The organism is Mycolicibacterium doricum (assembly GCF_010728155.1).
Lineage (GTDB): Bacteria > Actinomycetota > Actinomycetes > Mycobacteriales > Mycobacteriaceae > Mycobacterium > Mycobacterium doricum.
The window spans coordinates 3,100,627-3,125,029 of record NZ_AP022605.1 but is presented as its reverse complement, the minus strand read 5'-3'; the positions used below and the strand labels follow the sequence as shown (position 1 = coordinate 3,125,029).

General features: G+C 68.5%; 22 protein-coding genes and 1 pseudogene. 13 read left to right on the top strand and 10 right to left on the bottom strand.

All coding sequences use genetic code 11. The features are described 5' to 3' along the window. Positions 1–54 precede the first annotated feature (54 nt). Entirely contained in the window at positions 55–1,002 is a 948-nt protein-coding gene (locus G6N07_RS15180; RefSeq protein ID WP_085187998.1) for a carbohydrate kinase family protein, read from the bottom strand. A 264-nt stretch (positions 1,003–1,266) separates the two neighbouring features. Between G6N07_RS15180 and G6N07_RS15175 the strand changes: the two genes are divergently transcribed. Beyond that, positions 1,267–3,543, top strand: coding sequence for an ATP-dependent DNA ligase (locus tag G6N07_RS15175; protein ID WP_085188000.1), 2,277 nt, complete (start codon positions 1,267–1,269; stop codon positions 3,541–3,543). Between the two features lie 27 nt (positions 3,544–3,570). On the opposite strand, the gene rnhA is transcribed toward G6N07_RS15175, so the two are convergent. The 3 genes from rnhA to G6N07_RS15160 all read right to left on the bottom strand — a co-directional run bounded on the left by rnhA (position 3,571) and on the right by G6N07_RS15160 (position 5,284). Further along, entirely contained in the window at positions 3,571–4,041 is a 471-nt protein-coding gene (gene rnhA / locus G6N07_RS15170; RefSeq protein WP_085188002.1) for a ribonuclease HI, read from the bottom strand. Then, positions 4,017–4,670: a VOC family protein gene (locus G6N07_RS15165; protein WP_085188004.1), complete on the bottom strand. Its 654-nt coding sequence runs from the start codon at positions 4,668–4,670 to the stop codon at positions 4,017–4,019. Before G6N07_RS15165 ends, rnhA begins: the two co-directional genes overlap by 25 nt. 131 nt (positions 4,671–4,801) lie before the next feature. Beyond that, the gene (locus G6N07_RS15160; protein ID WP_085188006.1) at positions 4,802–5,284 is read right to left on the bottom strand and encodes a DUF4383 domain-containing protein; all 483 of its coding nucleotides are present in this window, start codon (positions 5,282–5,284) and stop codon (positions 4,802–4,804) included. 49 nt (positions 5,285–5,333) lie between these two features. Here G6N07_RS15160 and G6N07_RS15155 point away from each other — a divergent pair, with 49 nt between their 5' ends. After that, positions 5,334–5,504, top strand: a complete 171-nt coding sequence (locus tag G6N07_RS15155) for a hypothetical protein (RefSeq protein WP_163784217.1) — start codon at positions 5,334–5,336, stop codon at positions 5,502–5,504. On the opposite strand, the gene G6N07_RS15150 is transcribed toward G6N07_RS15155, so the two are convergent. Further along, positions 5,501–6,262, bottom strand: a complete 762-nt coding sequence (locus tag G6N07_RS15150) for an SDR family NAD(P)-dependent oxidoreductase (protein WP_085188011.1) — start codon at positions 6,260–6,262, stop codon at positions 5,501–5,503. The genes G6N07_RS15155 and G6N07_RS15150 overlap by 4 nt on opposite strands. A gap of 171 nt (positions 6,263–6,433) precedes the next feature. Between G6N07_RS15150 and G6N07_RS15145 the strand changes: the two genes are divergently transcribed. The 3 genes from G6N07_RS15145 (at position 6,434) to G6N07_RS20480 (ending at position 8,591) form a co-directional block, all read left to right on the top strand. Then, positions 6,434–7,390 carry an AraC family transcriptional regulator gene (locus tag G6N07_RS15145; protein WP_235849536.1) on the top strand — a complete coding sequence of 319 codons (957 nt, stop codon included), beginning with the start codon at positions 6,434–6,436 and terminating at the stop codon, positions 7,388–7,390. A 68-nt stretch (positions 7,391–7,458) separates the two neighbouring features. Beyond that, positions 7,459–8,160, top strand: a complete 702-nt coding sequence (locus G6N07_RS15140; protein WP_085188014.1) for a GAF and ANTAR domain-containing protein — start codon at positions 7,459–7,461, stop codon at positions 8,158–8,160. Next, complete coding sequence (locus tag G6N07_RS20480; RefSeq protein WP_085188016.1) at positions 8,157–8,591, top strand: hypothetical protein; 435 nt, start codon at positions 8,157–8,159, stop codon at positions 8,589–8,591. Before G6N07_RS15140 ends, G6N07_RS20480 begins: the two co-directional genes overlap by 4 nt. Here G6N07_RS20480 and G6N07_RS15130 read toward each other — a convergent pair. The 3 genes and pseudogenes from G6N07_RS15130 to G6N07_RS15120 all read right to left on the bottom strand — a co-directional run bounded on the left by G6N07_RS15130 (position 8,565) and on the right by G6N07_RS15120 (position 12,254). Beyond that, positions 8,565–10,458 (bottom strand): annotated as a pseudogene (locus G6N07_RS15130) (CheR family methyltransferase). The gene G6N07_RS20480 and the pseudogene G6N07_RS15130 sit on opposite strands and share 27 nt — an antisense overlap. Before the next feature lie 31 nt (positions 10,459–10,489). After that, positions 10,490–11,245, bottom strand: a complete 756-nt coding sequence (locus G6N07_RS15125; protein ID WP_235849538.1) for an STAS domain-containing protein — start codon at positions 11,243–11,245, stop codon at positions 10,490–10,492. Then, positions 11,235–12,254, bottom strand: coding sequence for a chemotaxis protein CheB (locus G6N07_RS15120; protein ID WP_085188020.1), 1,020 nt, complete (start codon positions 12,252–12,254; stop codon positions 11,235–11,237). The genes G6N07_RS15125 and G6N07_RS15120 overlap by 11 nt, the downstream gene beginning before the upstream one ends. 105 nt (positions 12,255–12,359) lie before the next feature. On the opposite strand from G6N07_RS15120, the gene G6N07_RS15115 reads away from it, so the two are divergent. From G6N07_RS15115 to G6N07_RS15090, 6 genes are all read left to right on the top strand, one after another. Next, on the top strand, positions 12,360–12,629 hold the full coding sequence (locus tag G6N07_RS15115) for a DUF4235 domain-containing protein (protein WP_085188022.1): 270 nt from the start codon (positions 12,360–12,362) through the stop codon (positions 12,627–12,629). Between the two features lie 24 nt (positions 12,630–12,653). Continuing rightward, on the top strand, positions 12,654–13,820 hold the full coding sequence (locus G6N07_RS15110; RefSeq protein ID WP_085188024.1) for an MFS transporter: 1,167 nt from the start codon (positions 12,654–12,656) through the stop codon (positions 13,818–13,820). Between the two features lie 32 nt (positions 13,821–13,852). After that, positions 13,853–15,631: a thiamine pyrophosphate-requiring protein gene (locus tag G6N07_RS15105; protein ID WP_085188025.1), complete on the top strand. Its 1,779-nt coding sequence runs from the start codon at positions 13,853–13,855 to the stop codon at positions 15,629–15,631. Positions 15,632–15,754: 123 nt separating this feature from the next. After that, a complete protein-coding gene (locus G6N07_RS15100) occupies positions 15,755–16,807 on the top strand; it encodes a YihY/virulence factor BrkB family protein (RefSeq protein ID WP_085188027.1) in 1,053 nt (350 codons plus the stop codon). Between the two features lie 27 nt (positions 16,808–16,834). Further along, positions 16,835–17,572, top strand: coding sequence for a precorrin-6A synthase (deacetylating) (cobF, locus tag G6N07_RS15095; protein ID WP_085188029.1), 738 nt, complete (start codon positions 16,835–16,837; stop codon positions 17,570–17,572). 147 nt (positions 17,573–17,719) lie between these two features. Then, positions 17,720–18,583, top strand: coding sequence for an Fpg/Nei family DNA glycosylase (locus G6N07_RS15090; RefSeq protein WP_085188030.1), 864 nt, complete (start codon positions 17,720–17,722; stop codon positions 18,581–18,583). Between the two features lie 36 nt (positions 18,584–18,619). Here the strand turns inward: G6N07_RS15090 and pgi are convergent, their stop codons facing one another. Beyond that, complete coding sequence (pgi, locus tag G6N07_RS15085; protein ID WP_085188032.1) at positions 18,620–20,296, bottom strand: glucose-6-phosphate isomerase; 1,677 nt, start codon at positions 20,294–20,296, stop codon at positions 18,620–18,622. Positions 20,297–20,346: 50 nt separating this feature from the next. Here pgi and G6N07_RS15080 point away from each other — a divergent pair, with 50 nt between their 5' ends. Then, positions 20,347–21,795: an NAD-dependent succinate-semialdehyde dehydrogenase gene (locus G6N07_RS15080; protein ID WP_085188034.1), complete on the top strand. Its 1,449-nt coding sequence runs from the start codon at positions 20,347–20,349 to the stop codon at positions 21,793–21,795. A gap of 81 nt (positions 21,796–21,876) precedes the next feature. Continuing rightward, positions 21,877–23,928 (top strand): SGNH/GDSL hydrolase family protein, encoded by a 2,052-nt coding sequence (locus tag G6N07_RS15075; RefSeq protein WP_085188155.1) that lies wholly within the window; start codon positions 21,877–21,879, stop codon positions 23,926–23,928. An 81-nt stretch (positions 23,929–24,009) separates the two neighbouring features. On the opposite strand, the gene G6N07_RS15070 is transcribed toward G6N07_RS15075, so the two are convergent. Beyond that, positions 24,010–24,306 carry a chorismate mutase gene (locus G6N07_RS15070; RefSeq protein ID WP_085188036.1) on the bottom strand — a complete coding sequence of 99 codons (297 nt, stop codon included), beginning with the start codon at positions 24,304–24,306 and terminating at the stop codon, positions 24,010–24,012. Positions 24,307–24,403 lie beyond the last annotated feature (97 nt).

Genomic DNA, 24,403 nt, shown 5'->3' with positions numbered 1-24,403 from the left:
GTGGCTGCGGTACCCGCCGGAGTACGCCGCATAGTCGTGATGGGTTCACCGTCGCTACCTCGAGCGTGGAAGGCCGACGGATCCGTGCGCCGCGGCGTCACGGGTGGCCCGGTCCGGAAGGTCCGCACCTGCGCGCGACACCGTCAGCGCCGAGGACAGCGCGGCGGTCTGCAGCACGTCGTGCAGTGTGTCGAGGGAAATTCCGCGCAGCTGCGGGCGGTTTTGCGCGCCCAACAGACCGTGCGTCCACAGCGCATCGACGAGTCCCGTCGTGAAGGCATCGCCGGCTCCAACCGTGTCCACCACATCGACCGGCCGGGCGGCCACCCGCACAGAACCGGCCGCGCACACCGCGAACGCCCCCTGTTCACCCCCGGTGACCGCGACGATCGACGGCCCCAGTTGCAGCCATGAGCGGGCGGTCTGTTCGAGTGACCGATCCGGGTCGAGCCACCGCAGGTCCTCGTCGCTGGCCTTGATGACGTCGGCGCCTTCGACGAGACGGCCGATGCGGATGCGGACCGCGTCGGCGTCTTCGATCACCGCCGGGCGGATGTTGGGGTCGAAGGTGACGGTCGCCGACGGGTGGTAGGCCTCCACTAGCGCTGCCGTCGCGCGGCATCCGGGCTCCCCCACCGCGGCGATCGAGCCGGTGTGGGCGACCAGCGGGGGCGCGGCCTCCGGCGTTCCCGCGAGCTGCCACTCGATGTCGAATTCGTAGTGGGCCGAGCCCGTGTCGTCGAGCATGGCTCGTGCCGTCGGTGTGCGGGTGGCTCCGGTGCTGCCGGCGACGAGGTGCGCGCCCGAGTCGCGGAGGTATTCGACGATCCGCCTGCCGCGTTCGTCGTCGCCGATGTGGGTGAGGAAGTCGACGCCGCGCCCGAGCCGGGCCAACCCCACGGCGACGTTGAGTGGGCTGCCGCCGACGTGTTCGCCCGTGACCTTCCCGTCGCGCTCGACGATGTCGATCAGCGCCTCACCGATCACCAGCGCGCGCACCATCGTCTCGAAGTTACCTGCCGGGAAACTGGTGCGATACCGACGTCGGCTCCCGCTGTGAACGGAGGGTGCCTCAGCGCCCAGCCGGAAGGCCTGCGGTTGGCGGTGCCCGCGGCGCTCCGGGAAATACCCTGCACGTCGACACACCGTGAAGTCCCGATGACCATGCGTCGAGGACCGCGAACTCCAAGCACCGCTTCGGCTTCACCGGTGTGGTGATCGCGCGCCACGGGCCGGGTATAGCGGCCAAACGGGTAATACGGTGGAGTGGTGGATCAATTCGGTCGGGTGCGCCTGACCAATCCGGACAAGGTGCTGTATCCGGCGACGGGAACCACCAAGGCGGAGGTCTTCGAGTACTACGTCGACGTCGCCGACGCGATGCTGCCGCACATCGCCGGTCGGGCCGTCACCCGCAAGCGCTGGCCCAACGGCGTCGGCGAGCCCGAGTTCTTCGAGAAGCAACTGGCCAGCTCCGCACCCGACTGGCTCAAGCGCGGCACCATCGTGCACAAGTCCGGCACCACGACCTACCCGATCATCGACACCCGTGAAGGCCTGGCCTGGCTCGCCCAGCAGGCCTCGCTCGAGGTGCACGTGCCGCAGTGGCGGTTCGTCGGCGACACGGACAACCTCACCCCGGGACCCGCCACCCGCATCGTGTTCGACCTCGACCCCGGCGAGGGCGTCACATTCCGCCACTTGTGCGAGGTCGCCCACGAGGTCCGCGACCTGATCGCCGACATCGGACTGAACGCTTACCCGCTGACCAGCGGCAGTAAGGGTCTGCACCTTTACGTCCCGCTGGAGGCGCCGATCAGCAGCCAGGGCGCCTCGGTGCTCGCCAAGCGCGTCGCTCAGCAGCTCGAGAAGGCCATGCCCAAACAGGTCACGGCGACGATGACGAAGAGCCTGCGCACCGGCAAGGTGTTCCTCGACTGGAGCCAGAACAACGGCAATAAGACCACCATCGCGCCGTACTCGATGCGTGGCCGTGCCGAGCCGACCGTCGCGGCGCCGCGCACCTGGGATGAGATCGAGGACCCCGATCTACGGCACCTGCGCTTCGACGAGGTGCTCGAGCGCGTCGAACAGTTCGGCGACCTGCTGGCCGACCTCGACGAGAAGGTGCCCGTCGAGGACCGGCTGACGAAGTACCGCAGCATGCGGGACCCCGCCAAGACTCCCGAACCGGTTCCGCCACGCCCGCCGACCGTCGGCAACAACGACCGCTTCGTCATCCAGGAACACCACGCCCGACGGTTGCACTACGACCTGCGCCTGGAACGCGACGGCGTCCTGGTCAGCTGGGCGGTGCCGAAGAACCTGCCCGACAGCCCGTCGGAGAACCGCCTCGCCGTGCACACCGAGGACCATCCGATGGAGTACCTGACCTTCCACGGGACCATCCCGAAAGGTGAGTACGGCGGCGGCGACATGATCGTCTGGGACAGCGGCACGTACGACACCGAGAAGTTCAACGACCACGCCCCGGACGGTCCCGCCAAGGGCGGTGAGGTGATCGTCACGCTGCACGGCAGCAAGGTCGACGGCCGTTACGCGCTGATCCAGACCGAGGGCAAGAACTGGCTCGCGCACCGGATGAAGGATCAGGGCAACCCGACCTTCGAGGATTTCGCGCCGATGCTCGCCACCCACGGCTCGGTCGAGAAATACACCGCCAAACAGTGGGCGTTCGAAGGAAAGTGGGACGGCTACCGGCTGCTGGTCGACGCCGACCACGGCAAGCTCTGCCTGAAATCCCGCAGCGGCCGCGACGTCACCGGCGAGTATCCCCAACTACGTTCCCTCGCAGCCGATCTCGCCGACCATCACGTGGTGCTCGACGGGGAGGTCGTCGCGCTCGACGACAAGGGTGTGCCCAGTTTCGGGGAGTTGCAGAACCGCGCCAGGTCCACCCGCGTCGAGTTCTGGGCGTTCGACATCCTGCGTCTCGACGGCCGCTGGCTGCTGAAGGCAAAGTACCGGGACCGCCGAAAGTTGTTGGAAACCCTGGCTGGTGGTGGCGGGCTGACCGTTCCGCCACTGCTCGACGGTGACGGCCCCGAGGCGCTCGAACATGCCCGCGAACGCAAGTGGGAAGGCGTGGTCGCCAAGAAGTGGGACTCCACCTACCAGCCCGGGCGGCGCTCGTCGGCGTGGATCAAGGACAAGCTGTGGAACACCCAGGAAGTGGTGATCGGCGGCTGGCGGCAAGGTGAGGGTGGGCGCAGCAGTGGTATCGGCGCGTTGCTCCTCGGTATCCCCGGGCCGGATGGACTGCAGTTCGTCGGACGTGTCGGCACCGGGTTCACCGAGAAGGACCTGGCGAACCTGAAGAAGACGCTCGCTCCACTGCACACCAAGGAATCGCCCTTCGCCGCAAGGCTTCCCACCCAGGACGCCAAAGGTGTGACGTTCGTCCGGCCCGAATTGGTGGGCGAGGTGCGCTACAGCGAACGCACGGGTGACGGCAGGCTGCGCCAACCGTCGTGGCGCGGGCTGCGCCTGGACAAATCGCCCGACGAGGTGGTGTGGGAGTAGTTGTCTGCTCCCGGTGCCGAAGTCGGGTCAGGGGGAAACGGACGCGGTGGCGATCGCCTGCTGCAGCCCGCGGGTCGCCAACTGATCGGCCAGCTCGTTGTCGGGGACCCCGGAGTGGCCCTTCACCCAGAACCATTCGACATGGTGCCGCGCGCAGGCGGTCTGCAGCCGCCGCCACAGGTCGGCGTTCTTCACCGGCTGCCTTGCGGCGGTGAGCCAGCCGTTGCGCTCCCACCCGAGCACCCACTTGGTGATGCCGTTGCGGACATACGTGCTGTCGGTGTGCAGGTGCACCAGCACAGGTCTGGTGAGCGTTTCCAGCGCCATGATCGGAGCGGTCAGCTCCATCCGGTTGTTGCTCGTCACCCCGGGTTCCCCGCCGCACATCTCGCGGAGGTGTCCGCGACATCGCAGCACGGCTCCCCATCCACCGGGGCCCGGGTTGGGCCGGCATCCGCCGTCGGTGTGGATGATCACGACGGCGGTGGGGTCGGCCATGCACTGAGGATAGGCGCCGAGATCATCGCCGTTGGGACCGACATCCCCAGGTCACGATGTCGCACCGTCGTTATCCGTCGCCCGGGCTGCACCGCGGCCTGCACCGGCGCGGTGAGCCCACCGAAGAACGACGCCGTCGCATCGATGTCGGCGACGAGGTAGGTGATGCCCCACAGGGTGGACGGGCCCTCCCGGGCCGTGTCAGGTGCGCCGACCACCTCGAGAACCACCTCTCCCAGCCGGAAGAAAATCTGACGTATCGGGCGGCCGCCGAGCTCGGCGTCGCGCTCACGGCGGGCTGCCACGTCCACAGCGGCCAGCGATTCGACGGTCCGCTTCAGGTCAGGTGACAGAAGCACGACGTGGTCGACCGCGGTGACCCCGTTCGCGTGGGCGGCGGGCTCGGCGGCCGTGGCCAAGGACCTCGCCGTGGGGATTCCGTCGAGGAGCGAGTCCCCCTGCACGTTCCGCAATGACCACCCGACGATGCCGCTGCCGCGGGCGCGGCCGACGAGTCGGACCCGCACCCCGCCGATCCGGCACACGTCATCGGCATCGACGCTGAAGCCTGCCCGTGCCCATGCATCCGCGGGATCGGCGACCTGGAACTCGTCGACGGTGACAGGCATGGCTGGGCGCACGCGACCGAGGGTACGTCGGCCTCCGACGGCGAGGCCGACCACAACCGCGGGGCGAGGCGGGAGGTGTCGTCCAGGGTTGTCGGATCGCGGGTAAGGCTTCCTATCCGCCAGGTGAGGAGCTAGGTGTGGCGCCGGTCGTGCAGTCGGGTGGGGACGCGGCCCAACAGGACACCCAGCGCCAGCATTCCGACGGCCAGCCCGAGGTGCAGCCAGTTGTCGGCGGTGTTGAGCGGCACGAAGTTCGCCGCCGAATCGTGGTCGATCAGCAGGCCATAGAGCCACAGCGCCGCGTACACGACGCCACCGCCGATCAGGTACCACTTCGCCGCGTTGAACGTGCCGTGCAGCGCGACCCCGAGCACGCCGAACACCAGATGCACGACGTTGTGCAGCGCGGACACCGCGAAGATCCCGAGCAGCATGGCCCCGGAGCGGTGACCCGCGAAGGCCAGCTCGTCGTAGTGGCTGGTGATGCCGGGAATGAAACCCAGGACGCCGACGAGCAGGAAAACCGCACCCACTGCCAGCGCCGCCTTCTGGACGGGCGCCTTGTCCCAGCTCGGCGCGGCCGTCGGCGTGCCCTGCGTTCCCGGTGTTGCCATCGATGAGCCCCTTTCTGGTGTGCTGCGCGTCTGCGGTACCCGGTTCGCCGTGGCGGAAACCGGTTCACCGGACTGGGCCGAATGCCATCCTGCCATCGCCTTCCAGATGCTGATGGGGAGCGCATCGTGGCGCACCTCGCCAACACCGTGCACCCTGCTGCCTTACCGGGAGGCCAGCCGGCGCCGGATCCGCGACGTCTCGACAGTCGTCGAGCGCTAGGTGATCGTCACGCCACCGTCGACGACGATCGTCTGCCCGGTCACGTAGCCGCCGGCGTCCGACGCCAACCACACCAGCGTGGCGGCGAGTTCCTCGGGGTCTCCCGGCCGGCCGAGTGCCGCGCGTCCGATGACGCTCTCGAGGTAGCCGGGCTTGTACTGATCGGTCATCTCCGAGTGGAAGAATCCCGGCGCGATCGCGTTGACGCGGATGCCCTTGCGAGTCCCCCACTGCTGGGCCAGATCTCGTGTCAGCCCCGCGATCGCCGCCTTGCTCGCGCTGTAGGCCGCCTGCGGCAGGCCGGCCGTGGTGATGCCGAGGATGCTCGAGATGTTGACGACCGAACTGCCCGGGCCCATCACCCGCCCGCAGGCCTGCGCCGCCCAGTAGGCGCCGTTGAGGTTGACGTCGACGACGGCCCGGAACTCCTCCGGCGTCTCACGGGTGGCGGGTACGGCGGTGCCGACGCCGGCGTTGTTGACCAGCACGTCGACGTGCCCGAACTCTGCCATCGCCGCATCGACCAGCGCCTGGCACTGCGCCGGATCGGCGACGTCGGTGGCCACCGGCAACGCACGGCCCCCCGCCCCACGAACCAGCTCGGCGGTGCCTTCCAATTTCTCGACGCGGCGGGCGGCCAGCACGACATCCGCGCCGGCCTCGGCGCACGCCTTGGCGAACGCCACCCCGAGACCCGAAGAGGAGCCGGTGACGATGACAACCTTGTCGTCGAGACGAAATTTGTCCAAAACTGGCATGGGCCATCTCACCACACCGCATCGGCAGGATGCTGCGCCGTCCAGGGCGGGCGGTGGGAAGCGGTTTCGCTAAGGTGATGATCAATCCGGGGGTTCAGCCTCAGCCCCGTACTGCTGTCACCCGCCCGAGGTGATCCCATAACAAGACATATCGACTCCACCGTCCGCCCGGTGCGCACCCGTGTGGAGATCATGGATCCGGATGAGGCCGCGGCATTCCTCGACGATGCCTACGGTGCCCGGATCCGTTTGAGGAGGCTGCCCGATCCGCCGGTCGGCGACACCGTACTGACGCACACCCGCTACGACGCCGGGTGTTTCGTGATCGACGACGTGGAGTTCGTCGGGGAGTTCACCGCATCGCCGGACGCGTTGCACAAGGTGGCCGCGGTGTGGGTGACCCGGGGCCGGGTGTCGGGCAGATGCGACGGACAAGACGGGCTGGCCCGCGCGGGGCAGGTCACCCTGCTGTCGCAACCGGATCTCCCGCACCAGGCCGCATTCGAGAACACCGCGTTGACCGCGGTGCTTCTCGGCCCCGCACTGCTCGCCAGCGTTGCGACGGGAGTGCCCGGAGAGGAGGGTCCACAGCCCCTCCGGTTCTCCCTCTTCCATCCTGTCGACGAGAACGCCGGACGGCTCTGGCAACAGACGGTGCAGTACGTGAAGAACTGCGTACTTGCCGACGACGCGCGCACCACCGCCTCGGTACTCGGCCATGCCGCAAGGTTGCTGGCAGCCGTGACGCTCTCCGCATTCCCGAGCACGCTGACGGCCGAGTCGGGTATCGACGACCGCGATGCCAGACCGGCACTGCTGCAGCGAGCGATCGACTACATCGAGGCCAATCTCACCAACGACATCACGCTCGGCGACATCGCCGCGGCCGTCTACGTCTCCCCACGGGCAGTGCAGTACATGTTCCGTCGCCACCTGGACACGACGCCGCTGCAATACCTGCGCCGTGCGCGGCTGCATTGCGCTCACCTCGACCTGGTCGCCGCCGACCGGTCACATGAGACGGTCAGCCAGATCGCCGCGAGGTGGGGGTTCGCGCACACCGGCAGGTTTGCGGTGATGTATCGCGAGGAATACGGTCTGAGCCCGCATGCCACGCTCCGCGCGTGATCCGCGGTCGTCAGAGAGCGGCGCTGGAGCAGTATTCTTGCGGAGGGTGACGACGGAAGGGGGTGCGCATGTCGACACGGTCCGAAAGTGCCATCGCGCTCCGGCTCGCCGAGTTGGTGCGCGATCTCGGGGGACGGTTCGACGCCTCCGCGCAAGCTGTGCTCGACGAGCTCGCTGGCAGTGTCGTGGGGCTCCTGCCGGGGGCGCAGTACTGCGGAATCACCACCGCGACCCGCGACGGTGCGGTGGAGACCGTCGGTGCGACGCATCCCTTCGCCTTCGTCCTCGACGAGATCCAGGACCGCAGGCAGGAGGGGCCGTGCCTGTCGGCCGCGTGGAATCAGCTCACCATCGCCGTCGATGACCTGACTGTCGACCAGCGGTGGCCCCGCTTCCGGCTCGATGCGCTGGCCGAGACGCCCATCCGCTCGGTGCTGTCGTTCCAACTCTTCACCAGCCGCAAGCAGGCGGGCGCCCTCAACTTCTATGCCGAGCAACCCGGTGCCTTCGACGGAGGGGCCGTCGAAGAGGGTCTGACGTTGGCGGCGCACACCGCCATCGCGTGGCATATCGCGCGGCGGGACGAACAATTCCGTAGCGCCTTGGCGTCACGCGACATCATTGGCCAGGCCAAGGGCATCATCATGGAACGGTTCGACGTCGATGCGGTGCAGGCGTTCGAACTACTCAAGCGCCTGTCACAGGACACCAACACCCCGCTGGTCGTGGTCGCCGAGCGGCTGATCAACGCCGATCATCCCGCACGATGAACGCCACGCCGCACGAGCCGGACGCACACAGTTCCGCTGTCGCCCGTGCGGAGTCGGCGCGCACTCGAGCGGAGGAACTGCAGCAGCGAGGTGGCGAGCTAACTGACGGCGGCGCAGCGACGGCCGCAACCGTCGAACGCGCGCGTGAACGGGCGGAGCGGGCGCTCGAGCGAGCGGCCGATGCACACAACGCCGCCGCGTCCCGACACTCGGATGCCGGCGCGGCGCACCGCAGGGCAGCGGCGGCGCATGAGCAGGCTGCGGTGTTCGCCTCCGACGACGTGGCCGACGTCCACCAGGATGCGGCGGCCCGGCACCGCGACGCTGCCGAGCAGCACGACTCGGCGGCCGTCGAGCAGAGCCGACTCCAGCGCGAAGACGAGCGAAGGACGACTAGGAACCCGTCAGCGCTGGGCTTCCATCAGCAGTAGTGCACCGTTGACCGCATCGCCGACACCGAATCCCCGGCAGGTGATCCGCAGTCGGATGTCACGGCCGCGTCGGTTGGTGGCGTCGACCACGGTTTGCTCCATGCTCGAGGGATCGACGAACGCCCCGCCGATCAGCGGCTTGATCTCCGCCGTGGGCAACCCGATATCCAACGCCGGCAACGGCTTGCCCACGGCCTCCTCCGACCGCAGCCCCCACATGTCCTCACTGCCTCGGTTCCATGCGACGACCCGCATCTCGCGATCGACGATGATCAGTCCCAGATGTATCGAATCGAGTAGCGACCTCACGAACGACCGGGACTCGTCGAGTTCGACGCTGCGCTCCCGCAGCGTGTCGTTGATGGTGTGCAGTTCGTCGTTCGTGGACTGCAACTCCTCGTTCATCGTCTCGAGTTCTTCGTTGGTGGACTGCAGTTCCTCGTTGGTGGTCTCGAGCTCCTCGATCGTGGATTGCAGTTCCTCGTTGGTGGTCTCGAGTTCCTCGTTGGTGGTCTCGAGTTCTTCGTTGGTGGATTGCAGTTCCTCGTAGGCGGACTCGAGTTGGCGGTTGCCCTCGGTGACCTTGTCCAGCAGACCGCGAGTGGAGGTGACGTCGAAGAAGGCGATGGAGATCCCCAGCAAGCCGCCGTTGTTGTCGACCAGCGGATTGAAGTGCACCTCATACCACGTGTCGGTGACTCCACTGCGACGCCACCGCACATCGCGGACCAAGGTCGATCGGCGCTCTGCCTTGACCCGCTCGAGAAAGCTGCGCAGTTCGAGAGGCCGGTAGGAAAACTCCAGGTCCCGCAAGAGGCGGCCGACGTCGCGCGGGGACAACGCGAATATCCGCTCGGCCTGCTCGTTCACCATGGCCACCGTGTCGTCGCCGGTCACCACGATTTGCGGAACCGGCCCCGCCCGGAAGGCGCATTCGCGTAAGGGATCGAGACTCGACAGGTCGCCGTGCCGCAACAGTGGCGAAGCCGCGTCGAACCGGTCGGGGTCGGCCTGGGAGCCGGCAGCCTTCCGGAACACCCGGCTGTCCATGTCCACTGCGGTGAACTTGTCGCTGTGGCTGAGCAGCATCTCGGCATGGCCGAGGAAGATGAAACCCTGCGGTGCCAACGCGAAATGCAGTCGCCCCAGCACCATCTTCTGCGTCTCGCCGTTGAGGTACATCAGCGTGTTACGGCACAGCAGCAGGTCCACGCGGGAGATGGGTGCATCCTTCACAAGGTCGTTGCGTCCGAAGATGACACCCCTGCGCAGATCCTTGCGAAACAGGAATCGCCCGTTGCTCGGCTCGAAATAACGCGAGCGGAGGTCCGCCGGCACGGATTCGAGTTCCTTCTCGGTGTAAGACCCCGCACGGGCGGCGGCCAGTGCATGCTCGTCGACGTCGGTCGCGTAGATCTTCACCCGGCGTCGGAAATCCTCGGGGCCTATCGCCTCCGCCAACAGGATCGCGGCGCTGTACGCCTCCTGGCCCGACGCGCAGCCCGCACTCCAGACCCGGATCTGGTCCTTGGGCCCCCGGGCGGCGAGAAGTTCCGGAACGACGGTGTCCCTGATGAAATCCCATGCCGGCGGGTCGCGGAAGAACGCGGTGACGTTGATCAGGATCGTGTTGAACAGCGCGTCGAACTCGTCGGGGTTCGCTTGTAGCGCGTCCAGATATTCTTCGAAGGTCTGGTAGCCGGCCGAATCCATGCGGTGCCGGACCCGCCGCATCAGCGACGCGCGTTTGTAGCCGGTGAAGTCGAACCCCCGGGGCATCGCGCAGGTAGTGCAGCAGGGCCTCGAATGCCTGGTCCGTCTCGCCGTTAAAGGTTTCGTCTCCGCTGTCGCCCCGATGTCTGTGGATCGACCATACGCTCACACCGACTCGTCATCCTTTACAGCCGGTTCTCCGGGCCGAGGACCGCCCACACCGTTTTCCCACCGGGCGTCGGTGCGGTGCCCCATACCCGGCTGAGTGCGGCGACGATCTGCAGTCCGGTCGGCGCAGCCGCCGGCTGCTCCCGGGGGCTGGGGGGTTCGCGGCTGGTATCGACTACCGCCACCGTCAGTTCCGTTCCGTTGGTCTCCAAGCGCAGATCGGCTTGGCTGTCGGTGTGTTCGAGGACGTTCTCCACCAGCGCCGTGACGATCACCTTGGCGACGGGAACCATCTCGGTGAGTGACCAACCCGTCAGCCACTCGTCGACGAGTTCCCGGGAGCGCGACAGGCTCGGCGGACCGGGCGGCAACGTCGCCAGCGCCCGGCGCCGGTAGGTCGGTTCGCTGTCGGACGCCATCGCGCGCAGCGCGTCGTCGACCGTCGGGTACACCGGCACGTACCGGGCGACACCGTTGCGGGCAAGGGCTTCCCTGCCCTGCGGGTGTTCGCACACCAGGGCGATGGGAATCTCCGGCCACCGCTGGACGTGCCAGCGGGCGCTGGTGAAGACCGCCAGGGCAGTTTCGGCGGGCACCGATAGCTCGGAGATGTCGACGATCACGGCCCGTGGCTCGTCCAGCGCCGCCTTGATGATGCGGTCGCGCAGCGGTAGGTAGGTGGTGCTGTCGAGGGTTCCGCGTACCCTCAGTACCGCCGCCTCGCCGTGGGTCTCCGCGGCGACGGCAAGCGTCCCTACCGCGTCACCGTTCACTGTGGGCTTCCAAATCCGGCGCCTCCGCCAACCTTTCTCCGAGCACCTGGACCGCCCGTTCGGCCTCGTCGGCTGTTTGGACATAGCGCGTGGCCCGGGTGCCGGGTCCGACGGTGTCGGCCAGCCTTCTCGACATCTTGGCCTTCTCCTGGAGGCTGCGCAGCGCGATCCACAAAGCGTTCTCGACCTCGTCGTCGCGGGCCTGCAGCAGGGCGTCGGCCGTCCAGGCATGACCGACCCGGCAACGGAAGCTCTGCTCGCTGGTGGACATCAAGGAGCCGTTGCAGTCGGGGCAGGTGTATCCGGACGGCGGGCCCAACCTCTCGGAGTCGAAGTTGCTCGAGAATCTCCGCCCCATCGCGATGCGGTTCTCCAATTCCATGCCTGGGTCGCGTTCCATCTTGAGTTCCTCGGTCTTCGTGGCGGCCAGGCTGCTGAGGAAGGCGCCGATCTCCTTGGCGGGGATCCGGTGATCGGCGACCCCGGCCTGGATGGCATTGGTCGGCATCGCCGGGAACAGGGCTTGGTCGGGGTCCTGTACGGCGGTGGTGCCACCTCGTGATCGGATGGCCGCCATCCCGAGCACACCGTCGTCGAGCACTCCGGACATCAACACACCGACCGCGCGGGGTCCGAACGTCAACGCGACCGACCGGAACAGCGCGTTGATCGCGGGCCGGTGCCCGTTCTCTGTCGGCCCCTCCGACAGCACCACGCGGTGTTCGGCGACCAGGAGGTGGTGATCCGGTACCGCGACGGTGACCCGGCCAGGTTGCAGCGGTGCCCCGGCTTCGGCCGACACGGCGGGCAGCGGGCCGCTGCGATCGACGATCCGGGCCAGCACGCTCGGGGACGAGGGCGGCACGTGCAACACCATCAGAACCGCGTAGGGCAGGTCATCCGGAAGACCGGCGGCGAGAGTGGTGAGCGCCTCCACACCGCCCGCGGACGCGCCGACCGCGACCACACCCCGCAGGGCGCGGTCTCCGTTCACGCTTCCGACGGCCACTTGCGGCGTGTACCCTTTCCCGGGATCGGCAATCGGATTACCGCCGCCCGATCGCGTTTCCGGCGACGGATGTTTGAAGATCGACGGGCCGGGAACGCCACCGCCGTGAGTGTGGCGAAAACCTTCTATAAGCCTCTGGCCCTCGCGAGCAGCATCGTCGGTGGCCTGATAGCCAGCAAGGTCTTCTCTGAGATCTGGCAGCGGGCGAACCCGGCCGGAACCGAACCGCCGGACCCTGAGGATCTGCGGAGCTCCATGAAGGAGATCTTCATCGCCGCCGCCCTTCAGGGGTTGATCGTCGGCGTGGTCCGGGCTGCCCTTGCGCGGGGGCAGGCCAAAGGATTCGCGGCGCTGACCGACGAGAACCCTCGGTGACGGCAACTGCGGCATCATGATCGGATGCCAACGCCGCAGACCTGGCTGACCCGAAACGTCCGATTGCTTTCGGCGGTCTCGTTCCTGCAGGACGCCGCCAGCGAGTTGCTCTATCCGCTGCTGCCGATCTACCTGACCTCGGTGCTGGGTGCGCCGGCGTCGGTGGTCGGGGCGGTGGAGGGCGCCGCCGAGGGAGCGGCCTCCCTGACCAAACTGGCATCCGGGCCGCTGGGGGACCGGTTCTCTCGACGGCCGTTGATCGCCACCGGCTACGGGATGGCGGCGCTGGGAAAGGTGATCATCGCGGTCGCCGGAACGTGGCCGGGGGTGTTGGCCGGTCGAGTCACCGACCGGCTCGGCAAGGGGCTGCGCGGCGCACCGCGCGACGCGTTGCTGGTCGACGGTGTCGAGCCGGCCGTACGGGGCCGGGTCTTCGGATTCCACCGCACCATGGACACTTTCGGCGCGGTGGTGGGGCCGTTGCTCGGGCTGGCCGGCTACGAACTGCTCGACCAACAGATCGCCCCGTTGCTGTGGGTCGCGGTGGTCCCCGCGGCGCTGTCCGTGGCGCTGGTGTTTCTGGTGCGTGAACGGGCGAGGGCGGTGGTGCCGGCCGCGCGGCCGCCGCTGTTCTCGGGGGTCCGGGGCCTCCCTCGGCGATACTGGCGGGTGACCGCCCTGCTGGTCGCATTCGGGGTGATCAACTTCCCCGACGCGCTGCTTCTGCTGCGGCTGAACGAGATCGGTTTCTCCGTCGTCGAGGTGATCCTGGCCTACGTCGCTTACAACGTGGTGTACGCATCGGCGAGTTACCCGGCCGGCGCGCTGGCCGACCGCGTCGGCAAACCCGCCGTGTTCGCGGTCGGGCTGGGATTCTTCGCCGTCGGCTACACCGGGTTGGGCCTGACCCGCGACATCGTCGCCGCGTGGCTGCTGATCGGGGTCTACGGGCTGTTCACCGCGTGCACCGACGGCGTCGGCAAGGCGTGGATCTCGTCTCTGGTGGGGGCCGACGTGCAGGCCGGTGCGCAGGGGGTGTTCCAGGGCGCGAGCGGCTTCGCGATTCTGGCGGCCGGGCTGTGGGCGGGCCTGCTCTGGGGTGCCGACGGCACGGTTCCGCTGTTGGTCTCCGGCGTGGCTGGTGGAGTTTTCGCCGTGGCGGTCGCAGTGCTCGCCGCGCGGCACCGCTGATTTGCCGTCGCCCCGGCGGGTATGTCGGGGTCATGACAGAACTTGTCGCCGACGCCCTCGTGGCTCGGCTGCGCGACTGGGGTGCCGACCGGGTGTTCGGCTACGCAGGTGACGGCATCAACACCTTGCTCGGGGCGCTGCAGCGCTCCGGTGCACCGGAATTCGTCTCGACTCGGCACGAGGAACTGGCGGCGTTCACGGCCTGCGGCCACGCCAAGTACACCGGCCGGGTGGGCGTTTGCATGGCCACCCAGGGCCCCGGCGCCATCCACCTGCTGGCCGGCCTCTACGACGCGAAACTCGACAAGCGGCCCGTGGTGGCGATCGTCGGGCAGGTGGTGTCGACCGCGCTCGGCAGCGGCTACCTACAGGAGGTCGACCTGCACGTGCTGTTCAAGGACGTGTGCGGGCAGTATGTGCAGACGGTGTTCGCACCGGAGCAGGCGCTGATGGCCCTCGACAACGCGATGCGCACGGCGATCGCGACGTCGACGCCCACCGCCCTGATCATTCCGCACGACGTGCAACAGGCCGAGATGCCGGAGCATTTGGCACACAGCCACGGTGTGATGCCGTCGACGGCGGTGAGCGCGCAGGCCCGGGTCGCCGCGCCCGACGATCAGATCCGTTCGGCTGCCGCCGTTCTCAACGCCGGTCAGCGAGTCGCGCTGCTGGTCGGTCGCGGCGCCGCCGGTGCGGCGGACGAGATCGCCCGAGTGGTCGAGACCCTCGGGGCGGGGGTGACGACGTCATTGCTGGGCAAGCCGGTGCTCGACGAGGGCGAGCCGTGGCACACCGGCGTCATGGGCCACCTCGGCACCACCGCGAGCGCGGAGTTGATGGCGAACTGCGACACGTTGCTGATCGTCGGCTCGAACGATCCGTGGACAGAGTTCTACCCGGCACCCGGGCAGGCCAAGGCCGTGCAGATCGACATCCAGGCGCGGGTGATCGGTGCGAAGTATCCCGTCGACGCACCGGTCGTCGGACAAGCCGCCCAAGCGCTTTCGGCGTTGTCGGCGCTGCTCGAGCCGAAAGAGGATCGCGGCTGGCAAAATCAGGTGCGTCGGTGGCGGGAGCAGTGGGGCGAGGAGGCCAGGCGACGGGCCGCTGTCCAGACCACTGACGCCAATCCCGAGGCCGTGGTCCGGGCACTGTCGGACCACCTGCCTGCCGACGCACGCGTGGCGGTGGACGTCGGCTCGTCGACGTACTGGTACGCCCGCCATCTGCGGTTGCCGCCCGGTGTTCCCGCGCACGTATCCGGCTACCTCGCCGCGATGGGTTGTGCGCTGCCGTACGGCGTCGCCGCCAAACTCGACGCGCCACAACGGCCGGTGGTTGCGCTGGTCGGTGACGGGGCGATGCAGATGAGCGGACTGCTTGAGCTCGTCACGGTCGCCGACCGCTGGCGGTCGTGGGCGGATCCCCGGTTCGTGGTGCTGGTCCTGCACAACGCGGACCTCACCGAGGTGTCGTGGGAACAGCGCGAGATGGAGGGCAATCCGCGCTTCGAGGCATCACAGGACGTACCGCGGTTCCCGTACGCCGACTATGCCGAATTGCTTGGGCTGCGCGGTATCCGGGTGATCGACTCGGCTGCCGCGGACGACGCCTGGGCGGCAGCGTTGTCGGCCGACCGGCCGACGGTCATCGAGGCGGTGGTCGGCGGCGACACCCCACTGCTGCCGCCGCTGATGCCCGACGGCAAGGCCGACAAGGTGCTCGACGCTGTCGCGCACGAAGAGGACGATGCGCCCGGCAGACGCGTCGCCGACCAGCGCCGCGGCGAGGACAGCGCCTGGCGGTGAGGTGTCACGGGCCTGCCGAACGCGAACTCGTGACTGGTGTTTCGCCCGGATTCGAGCACCGGCTCAGGTCCGCGCGGAAGCGGCCGCGGTTTGGGACACCGCCGCCAGGGTAGAGACCACGGCATGGCTGACGATGCGTCCACGAAGGAGCGCGCACCCGACCCGGACGACCCGCGCAAGCCGGAATCGCCGACCGACCTGACCAAACCTTCGGGGCTCTACGTGCTGCGTAAGACCGCCCGCGAATTCGGCCACGACCAATGCACCGACCTCGCCGCGGCGCTGACCTACTACGCCGTACTGTCGCTGTTCCCCGCCGTGCTGGTGATGGTGTCGCTGCTCGGCGTCTTCGGCCAGGGGCAGCGCACCACCGACGCCCTGCTCGACATCGTCTCGGAGGTCGCGCCGGCCTCGACGGTCGACACTCTGCGTCCCACCATCCAGCAACTCGTCGAGTCGCCGTCTGCGGGTTTCGCGTTCGTCATCGGTATCCTCACCGCACTGTGGTCGGCCTCTGGATACGTCGGCGCATTCAGCCGGGCGATGAACCGGATCTACGAGATCGGCGAAGGCCGCCCGGTGTGGAAGCTGCGTCCGCTGCAACTCGTCCTGACCTTCGCGGCGCTGCTCGCGGCGGCACTGGTGGCGTTCATGCTGGCGGTCAGCGGCCCGGTGGCCGAAGCCGTCGGCAACGCGATCGGCCTCGGGGAGGCGGCGGTGACCGTGTGGAGTATCGGCCGATGGCCGATCATCCTGATCCTCGTCGTCATCGCCGTCGCGGTGCTCTACTACGTCACGCCCAACGTCCAGCAGCCCAAATTCCGGTGGATCAGCCTCGGTGCCGGGCTGGCCATCCTCACCTGGATCGTCGCCTCCGTGGCGTTCGGGATCTACGTCGCGAACTTCGGCAGCTACAACAGGACCTACGGGACGCTGGCCGGCGTCGTCGTCTTCCTGCTGTGGCTGTGGATCACCAACCTCGCACTGCTGTTCGGCGCGGAACTCGACGCCGAACTCGAACGGGGCCGCCAGCTGCAGGCCGGTCTGCCCGCCGAGCGTGAGCTGCAGCTGCCGCCGCGCGACACCCGCGTCATCGAGAAGAAGGAAGCCGCGAGCGAAGAGGACGTCGAACGCGGTGAGGCCCTGCGACGTAGCCGGGGCCGCGACGACGGCTGACCCACTCACCCGGGCATACTCACCTGCGTGACTCGACGGATCCACGTCATCGGCATCGGTGCGGGCGACCCGGATTACGTGACCGCCCAGGCCGTCGCGGCGCTCAACGACACCGACGTGTTCTTCGCGATGGACAAGGGTGAGGCCAAAGACGACCTCGTCGCGTTGCGTCGCCTCATTTGCGAACGGTTCATCTCCGAACCCGGCTACCGCTTCGTCGAGATGCCCGATCCGGCGCGGGCCAAGACCGGTGACTACCGCAGGGCCGTCGACCAGTGGCACGCCGCCCGCGCGCAGATGTGGGCCGAGGCGATCGAACGCGAACTCGCCGACGACGGGGTCGGCGCCTTCCTCGCGTGGGGTGACCCGTCGCTCTACGACAGCACACTGCGCATCCTCGACCGGGTGGCCGTCCACGTCGACATCGACTACGACGTCATCCCCGGCGTCACCGCCATCCAGGCGCTCACCGCACGGCACCGGGTCCCGCTCAACGACGTCGGCGAACCGGTGCTCATCACCACCGGGCGGCGGTTACGGGAACACGGCCTGACCGGGACCGCGGTGGTCATGCTCGACGGTGACTGCGCGTTCACCCAAACCCCCGCGCCGACCCGGATCTGGTGGGGCGCCTACCTCGGCACCGCCGACGAACTGCTCGTCTCCGGGACCGTCGGCGAGGTGGGGGAGCGGATCGTCACGCTGCGCGCCGAGGCCCGGCAACGACACGGCTGGATCATGGACACCTACCTGCTTCGCGCCTGAGCCTCCCGGGTGTCTATACCGACGGCTCCTGGTGGACGGCTCCTGGTGGACGGCGATCTGTGCCAAATCCTGCTGTCGATCGTGAGTTGGGTGCCGTCTTTGCTCAGTGGCGGTGTCCTCTCGCACGACTGACGGCACACTGGACTCATGCCGGAACTGCCCGAGGTCGAAGCACTGGCGGACCACCTGCGGCGCCACGCCGTCGGACTGCCGATCGGACGAGTCGACGTGTCGGCGTTCTCGGTGCTCAAGACGTTCGACCCGCCGATCACCGCACTGCACGGCCGTGAGGTCACCGGCGCGCACCGCTGGGGCAAGTACCTCGGGCTGCAGGCCGGTGACCTCCATCTGATCACTCATCTGTCCCGCGCCGGCTGGCTGCGCTGGTCGGACAAGCTGGCGGCCGTTCCGCTGAAACCCGGCAAGGGGCCGATCGCCCTACGGGTGCACCTCGGGCCCCCGGGTGCGGCGCCCGGTTTCGACCTCACCGAGGCAGGCACCCAGAAGCGGCTGGCGGTCTGGCTCGTCGACGACCCGGTGAACGTCCCCGGGATCGCGACGCTCGGACCGGACGCGCTGGAGTTGACCACCGAGGACCTCGGTGCCCTGCTGGGCAAGCAGGGTGGCCGCATCAAGACCGTGATCACCGACCAGAAGGTGATGGCCGGGATCGGCAACGCCTACAGCGACGAGATCCTGCACCTGGCGCGGTTGTCGCCGTTCGCCACCGCCAACAAACTCACCACCGCCCAACTGGGCACCCTGCACGATGCGATGTGTTCGGTGCTCACAGACGCGGTCTGTCGGTCGGTGGGCCAGCAGGCCGCGACGCTCAAGGGGGAGAAGCGGTCTGGGCTACGGGTGCATGCGCGTACCGGTCTACCGTGTCCGGTGTGTGGGGACACGGTGCGTGAGGTGTCGTTCGCCGACAAGTCGTTCCAGTACTGCCCGACGTGTCAGACCGGTGGCAGGGTGCTCGCCGACCGCCGGATGTCGCGCCTGCTGAAGTAGCGATGCCGGCACTGTCCGAGGAAAGGCGTCGACGCCTTAGGCCGATCGCCCTCGCGCGGTTCGGTAGCGACGCACCAGGGCGTCGGTCGAGGTGTCCGACTGCTCGGCCGGTGACCCGTCGCCGGTGAGGACCGGCAGCAGCGCCTTGGCCTGGGTCTTGCCCAGCTCCACACCCCACTGGTCGAAGCTGTCGATACCCCAGACGACGCCCTCGGTGAACACCTGGTGTTCGTAGAGCGCGATCAGCTGGCCGACCACCGAAGGGGTCAGCTTGGTCGCGAGAATGCTTGTCGTGGGCCGGTTCCCGGGCATCACCTTGTGCGGTACGACGTCGGCGGGAGTGTCCGCCGGAAGATCACGGGCGATTTCCGCCGCATCTCTGCCGAAGGCCAGCACCTGGGTCTGGGCGAAGAAGTTGCTCATCAACAGGTCGTGCATGCTGCCGGTGCCGTCGGCGGTCGGCAGGTCGTCGGTGGGCTGGGAGAACCCGATGAAGTCGGCGGGTACCAGCCGAGTGCCCTGGTGCAGCAGTTGGTAGAACGCGTGCTGGCCGTTGGTTCCCGGCTCGCCCCAGAAGATCTCACCGGTGTCGGTCCCGACGGCTGACCCGTCGGCGCGCACCGACTTGCCGTTGGACTCCATCGTCAGCTGCTGCAGGTACGCCGCGAAGCGCGACAGGTCGTTCGAATACGGCAGCACCGCGCGCGACTGCGCACCGAAGAAGTTCGAGTACCACAGCCCGATCAGGCCCAGCAGCACAGGCGCATTGGCCTCAAGCGGTGTCGAGCGGAAATGCTCGTCGACCAGGTGGAACCCGGCCAGGAACTCGGCGAACCGCTGCCTGCCGATCACCGCCATCACGGCCAGCCCGATCGCGGAGTCCACCGAGTACCGGCCGCCGACCCAGTCCCAGAATCCGAACATGTTGTCGGTGTCGATGCCGAACTCGTCGACCAGCTTCTTGTTGGTCGACACCGCCACGAAGTGCTTGGCCACGGCGTCGTCACCGAGCGCGTCGGTCAGCCAACGCCGGGCGGCCGTCGCGTTGGTCAGCGTCTCCAGCGTGGTGAAGGTCTTAGAGGCGACGATGAACAACGTGGTGGCCGGATCGAGTCCGTCGAGCGTGGCGACCAGATCGGCCGGGTCGACGTTGGACACGAAGCGCGCCGAGATGCCGGCGTCGGCGTAGTGCCGCAACGCCTGATACACCATCACCGGCCCCAGATCCGAGCCGCCGATACCGATGTTGACGACGGTGCTGATGCGCTGCCCGGTCGCGCCTGTCCACTCGCCACGGCGCAGCCGATCGGTGAAATCGCCCATCCGGTCCAACACGTCGTGCACGTCGGCGACCACGTCCTGACCGTCGACGGTCAACTGCGCATCACGCGGCAGCCGCAGCGCGGTGTGCAGCACGGCACGGTCCTCGGAGGTGTTGATGTGCACGCCGGCGAACATCGCGTCGCGGCGCTGCTCCAACCCGGCCGCACCCGCGAGGTCCACCAGCAGCTGCAGCGTCTCCCGCGTCACCCGGTGCTTGCTGTAGTCGATGTAGAGATCACCCACCGACACCGTCAGCTCCGTGCCGCGCGACGGATCCTCGTCGAACAACTCCCGCAGATGCCGACCTCGGATGTGATCGTGATGGCGGATGAGCGCCCGCCAGGCGGAAGTCGCCGCGATGTCGGGAATCTGGTGAGCATCGGAATCCATGACCAAGACCCTAGTGCGGGCACGGAAACGAAGGTGTAAATGATGAAGGTATGGACACCACCGCACTGTTGACGTCAGTTCCGGCCGGGCTGTGGATCGGCGGTGCGGAACGGCAGGCCACGTCCACGTTCAACGTGCTCGACCCGAGTAACGGCGAGGTGCTCGCCGCCGTCGGGGACGCGACCGCCGAGGACGCGGTCGCCGCACTCGACGCCGCCTGCGCGGTGCAGGCGCAATGGGCCGCCACCCCCGCACGTCAGCGTGGCGAGATCCTGCGCTCGGTCTTCGAGGCGATCACCGAACGCGCCGACGACATCGCCGCGTTGATGACCCTGGAGATGGGCAAGGTGCTCGCCGAGAGCAAGGGTGAGGTCACCTACGGCGCCGAGTTCTTCCGCTGGTTCGCCGAAGAGGCGGTCCGCATCGGCGGCCGGTACACGTCCAGCCCGGCCGGCACCGGCCGTATCGTCGTGACCAAACAGCCCGTCGGGCCCTGTTACGCGATCACCCCGTGGAACTTCCCGCTCGCGATGGGGACCCGCAAGATGGGCCCGGCGTTCGCGGCGGGCTGCACGATGATCGTCAAACCCGCGCAGGAAACGCCGCTGACCATGCTGTACCTGGCCAAGCTGATGGACGAGGCGGGGCTGCCCAAGGGCGTGTTGTCGGTGCTGCCGACCAGCAGCCCCGGACCGGTCACCGAGGCGCTCCTCGACGACGGCCGGCTGCGCAAGCTGACCTTCACCGGGTCCACCGGGGTGGGCAAGTCACTGGTCAAACAGTCCGCGGACAAACTGCTGCGCACGTCGATGGAACTCGGCGGCAACGCGCCCTTCATCGTGTTCGACGACGCCGACATCGACGCCGCCGTCGACGGCGCGATGCTGGCCAAGATGCGGAACGGCGGTGAGGCGTGCACCGCCGCCAACCGCTTCCACGTCGCCAACTCCGTGCGCGAGGAGTTCACCGAGAAGCTGGTCAAGCGGATGAGTGAGGTCACGCTCGGCAACGGCCTCGACGAATCCGCCACACTCGGTCCCCTCATCAACGACAAGCAGCTGCAGAAGGTGACCGAACTGGTCTCCGACGCGGTGTCGCGCGGCGCGACCGTCGCCGTCGGCGGTGTCGCGCCCGGGGGACCGGGCAACTTCTACCCGGCCACCGTGCTCGCCGACGTCCCGGCCGGCGCCCGCATCCTCAAGGAGGAGGTGTTCGGTCCGGTCGCCCCGATCACCGGATTCGACACCGAGGAGGAGGGCATCGCCGCCGCCAACGACACCGAATACGGTCTGGCGGCCTACGTCTACACGCGGTCCCTGGACCGCGCCCTGCGCGTCGCCGAGGGCATCCAATCCGGGATGGTCGGCGTCAACCGCGGGGTGATCAGTGACGCCGCCGCGCCGTTCGGCGGCATCAAGGAGTCCGGTTTCGGCCGCGAAGGCGGTACCGAGGGCATCGAGGAGTACCTCGACACCAAGTACATCGCTTTGCCCAAGTAATCCCAGGCGCGCCTTCCGGATTCGGCCGGGCGCCACCCATAGAATTCCGTGCTCGGGACAGATATGGGAGGCGCCGGAGACGTGACTGCCGTGACTGCGGCGCCGGTCCGTGTTGCCGCACGCCGCCGTTGGGTGGCGCCGGTCGCGGGCAGGACGCGCCGCGGGACCGCTGGGCGCCGCGAGATCCGCGCGCTCGACGGCATCCGCGCCGTTGCGGTGGCTCTGGTGCTGGCCGACCATGGCGGTGTGCCCGGTGTCCCGGGCGGGTTCCTCGGCGTGGACGTCTTCTTCGTCCTCAGCGGATTCCTGATCACCTCGCTGCTGCTCGACGAACTCGGCCGCACCGGCCGGGTCGACCTGCGTGGGTTCTGGGTCCGGCGAGCCCGCCGCCTGCTGCCGGCCCTGCTCGCGCTGGTGCTGGCGGTGGTCGCCGCGCGGGTGTTCTTCCCGCCCGAGGCGGTCACGTCCCTGCGCGAGGATGCCGTCGCCGCGTTCTTCTGGGTGGCCAATTGGGCGTTCGTCGCCCAGCAGACCGACTACTTCTCCCAGGGCAGCCCGCCCTCACCGCTGCAGCACACGTGGTCCCTCGGAGTCGAGGAGCAGTTCTACCTGGTGTGGCCGATACTGCTGGTCGCCGTCGTCGGCGCGCTGGCGTTGCGGCGGTCGGCGCCCACCCTGCGGGCCGTGCGCTGGGGCGTGTTCGGGCTGGCGGCGGTCGGTGCGGCGGGGTCCGCGGCGGCTGCCATGCTGCTGACCTCGGAAGCGACGGCCAACCGGGTGTATTTCGGCACCGACACCCGGGTGCAGGCACTGCTCATCGGTGCGGCCGCGGCGGCGCTGCTGGTGCAGGACTGGTCGACGGTCACGATGGGCACGCCGATCCGCGCGCGCTGGCGGCGCTGGGCGGCGCGTCTGCTGTCGGTGCTCGGCCTGGCCGGGCTGGCGGTGCTCGCGCACTCCGCGACGGGAGTGCCGGACGAGTACCGGATGGGCCTGTTCACCGTGACCGCGGCCGCCGCCGTCCTAGTCGTCGCCACCGTGGTGCTCGACCAGCGCGGTCCGGTCGCACGACTGCTGGCGTGCCGGCCGCTGGTATGGCTGGGCGCGATCTCCTACGGCGTGTACCTGTGGCACTGGCCCATCTTTCTGTTCCTCAACGGCGAACGCACCGGATGGACGGGCTGGCCGCTGCTGGCTGCCCGCTGCGCGGCGACGCTGGCCGTGGCGGGGCTGAGCTACTGGTTGCTGGAACGGCCGATCCGCCAGTGGCGGCCCACCACGGTACCGCAGCTTCCGCTGGCGCTGGCCACCGCGGCGACGGCCGCCGTGGTGACGATCTCCGTCGTCCCGGTGGGCGGCGGACACGCCGGTGACGATGTGCCCCCCGGTGGACTGCTCGACATCAACTCCGCCGCGGCGGTGCTACCGGAGCGGCCGGTCGCCGTCGGCGCCGCGGGTGTGCAGCGGCCGCCGGGCACCCGCAGTGTCGCCGTGTTCGGGGATTCGGTGGCGTGGACGCTGATGCGGTACCTGCCACAGACGCCGGGTCTGCACTTCACGAACTACACGACCATCGGCTGCGGCATCGCCCGCGGCGGCCCTTACAGGACCACTGGGCAGACGCTCACCCAGAAACCGGAGTGCGACACCTGGCCCAGCCGGTGGGCGCAGCGCATCGACCACGACCGCCCCGACGTGGTGCTGCTGATGATCGGCCGGTGGGAGCTGGTCGACCGGATCAACGAGGGCAGGTGGAGCCACGTCGGCGACGATGCGTACGACGGTTACCTGCGCGGGGAACTCGACCGGGCGCTCGACATCCTCGGCTCGACGGGTGCGCGCGTCGTCGTCACCACCGCGCCGTACAACCGGCGGGCCGAACAGGCCGACGGCAGCCTCTACCCGGAGGACGACCCCGACCGCGCCGACGCCTGGAACGAGTTGCTGCGGGAGGCTGCCGCGAAGCGGCCCGAGGTCACGGTGCTCGACCTCAACGAGAAGCTCTCACCGCGCGGCTACTACACCGACCGGGTGGCGGGGATCGAGATGCGCGACGACGGCGTACATCCCACTAGGGAGGCCGTCGAATGGCTGACGCCGTGGCTGACCGAGGCGCTCTCCTCCACGGGGTGATCGTCATGACGCCCAAACGAACACATGGGCGCGAAAGTGCGAGGAGGTTTCGGCGAAACGTCGATCTCGGCGCAGAGAGAATCAGTGGCCGAGGCGGCCGCGGCCCAGGCGCAGCAGCAGCATTGCCAGGTCCTTGCCCTCCGGGCCGAGCACGCTGTAGCGCTCGATCACCTTCATCTCTCGGCTGTGCACCAGGCGGGTGCCGCCGGAGGCCATGCGGGCCTTGCCGATGAGTTTGGAGACCGCGGTGCGCCGTTGCACCGCGGCGAGGATGGCGGCGTCGAGTTCGTCGATCTCCTGACGCAGGGCGTCGACGTCGAGCGACTGATCTGTTTCGATGCTCATCTCTGACTCCTCGTGTGGGGGTTCTGGTCTCATCCGGTTTCGGGCCTCACACACGAGAAGAGCCCCGGGTCCGGACGCGGACCGCGGGGCTGAAGCAACCAGCTACACCACGGGCACCGCAGGCCGGTAC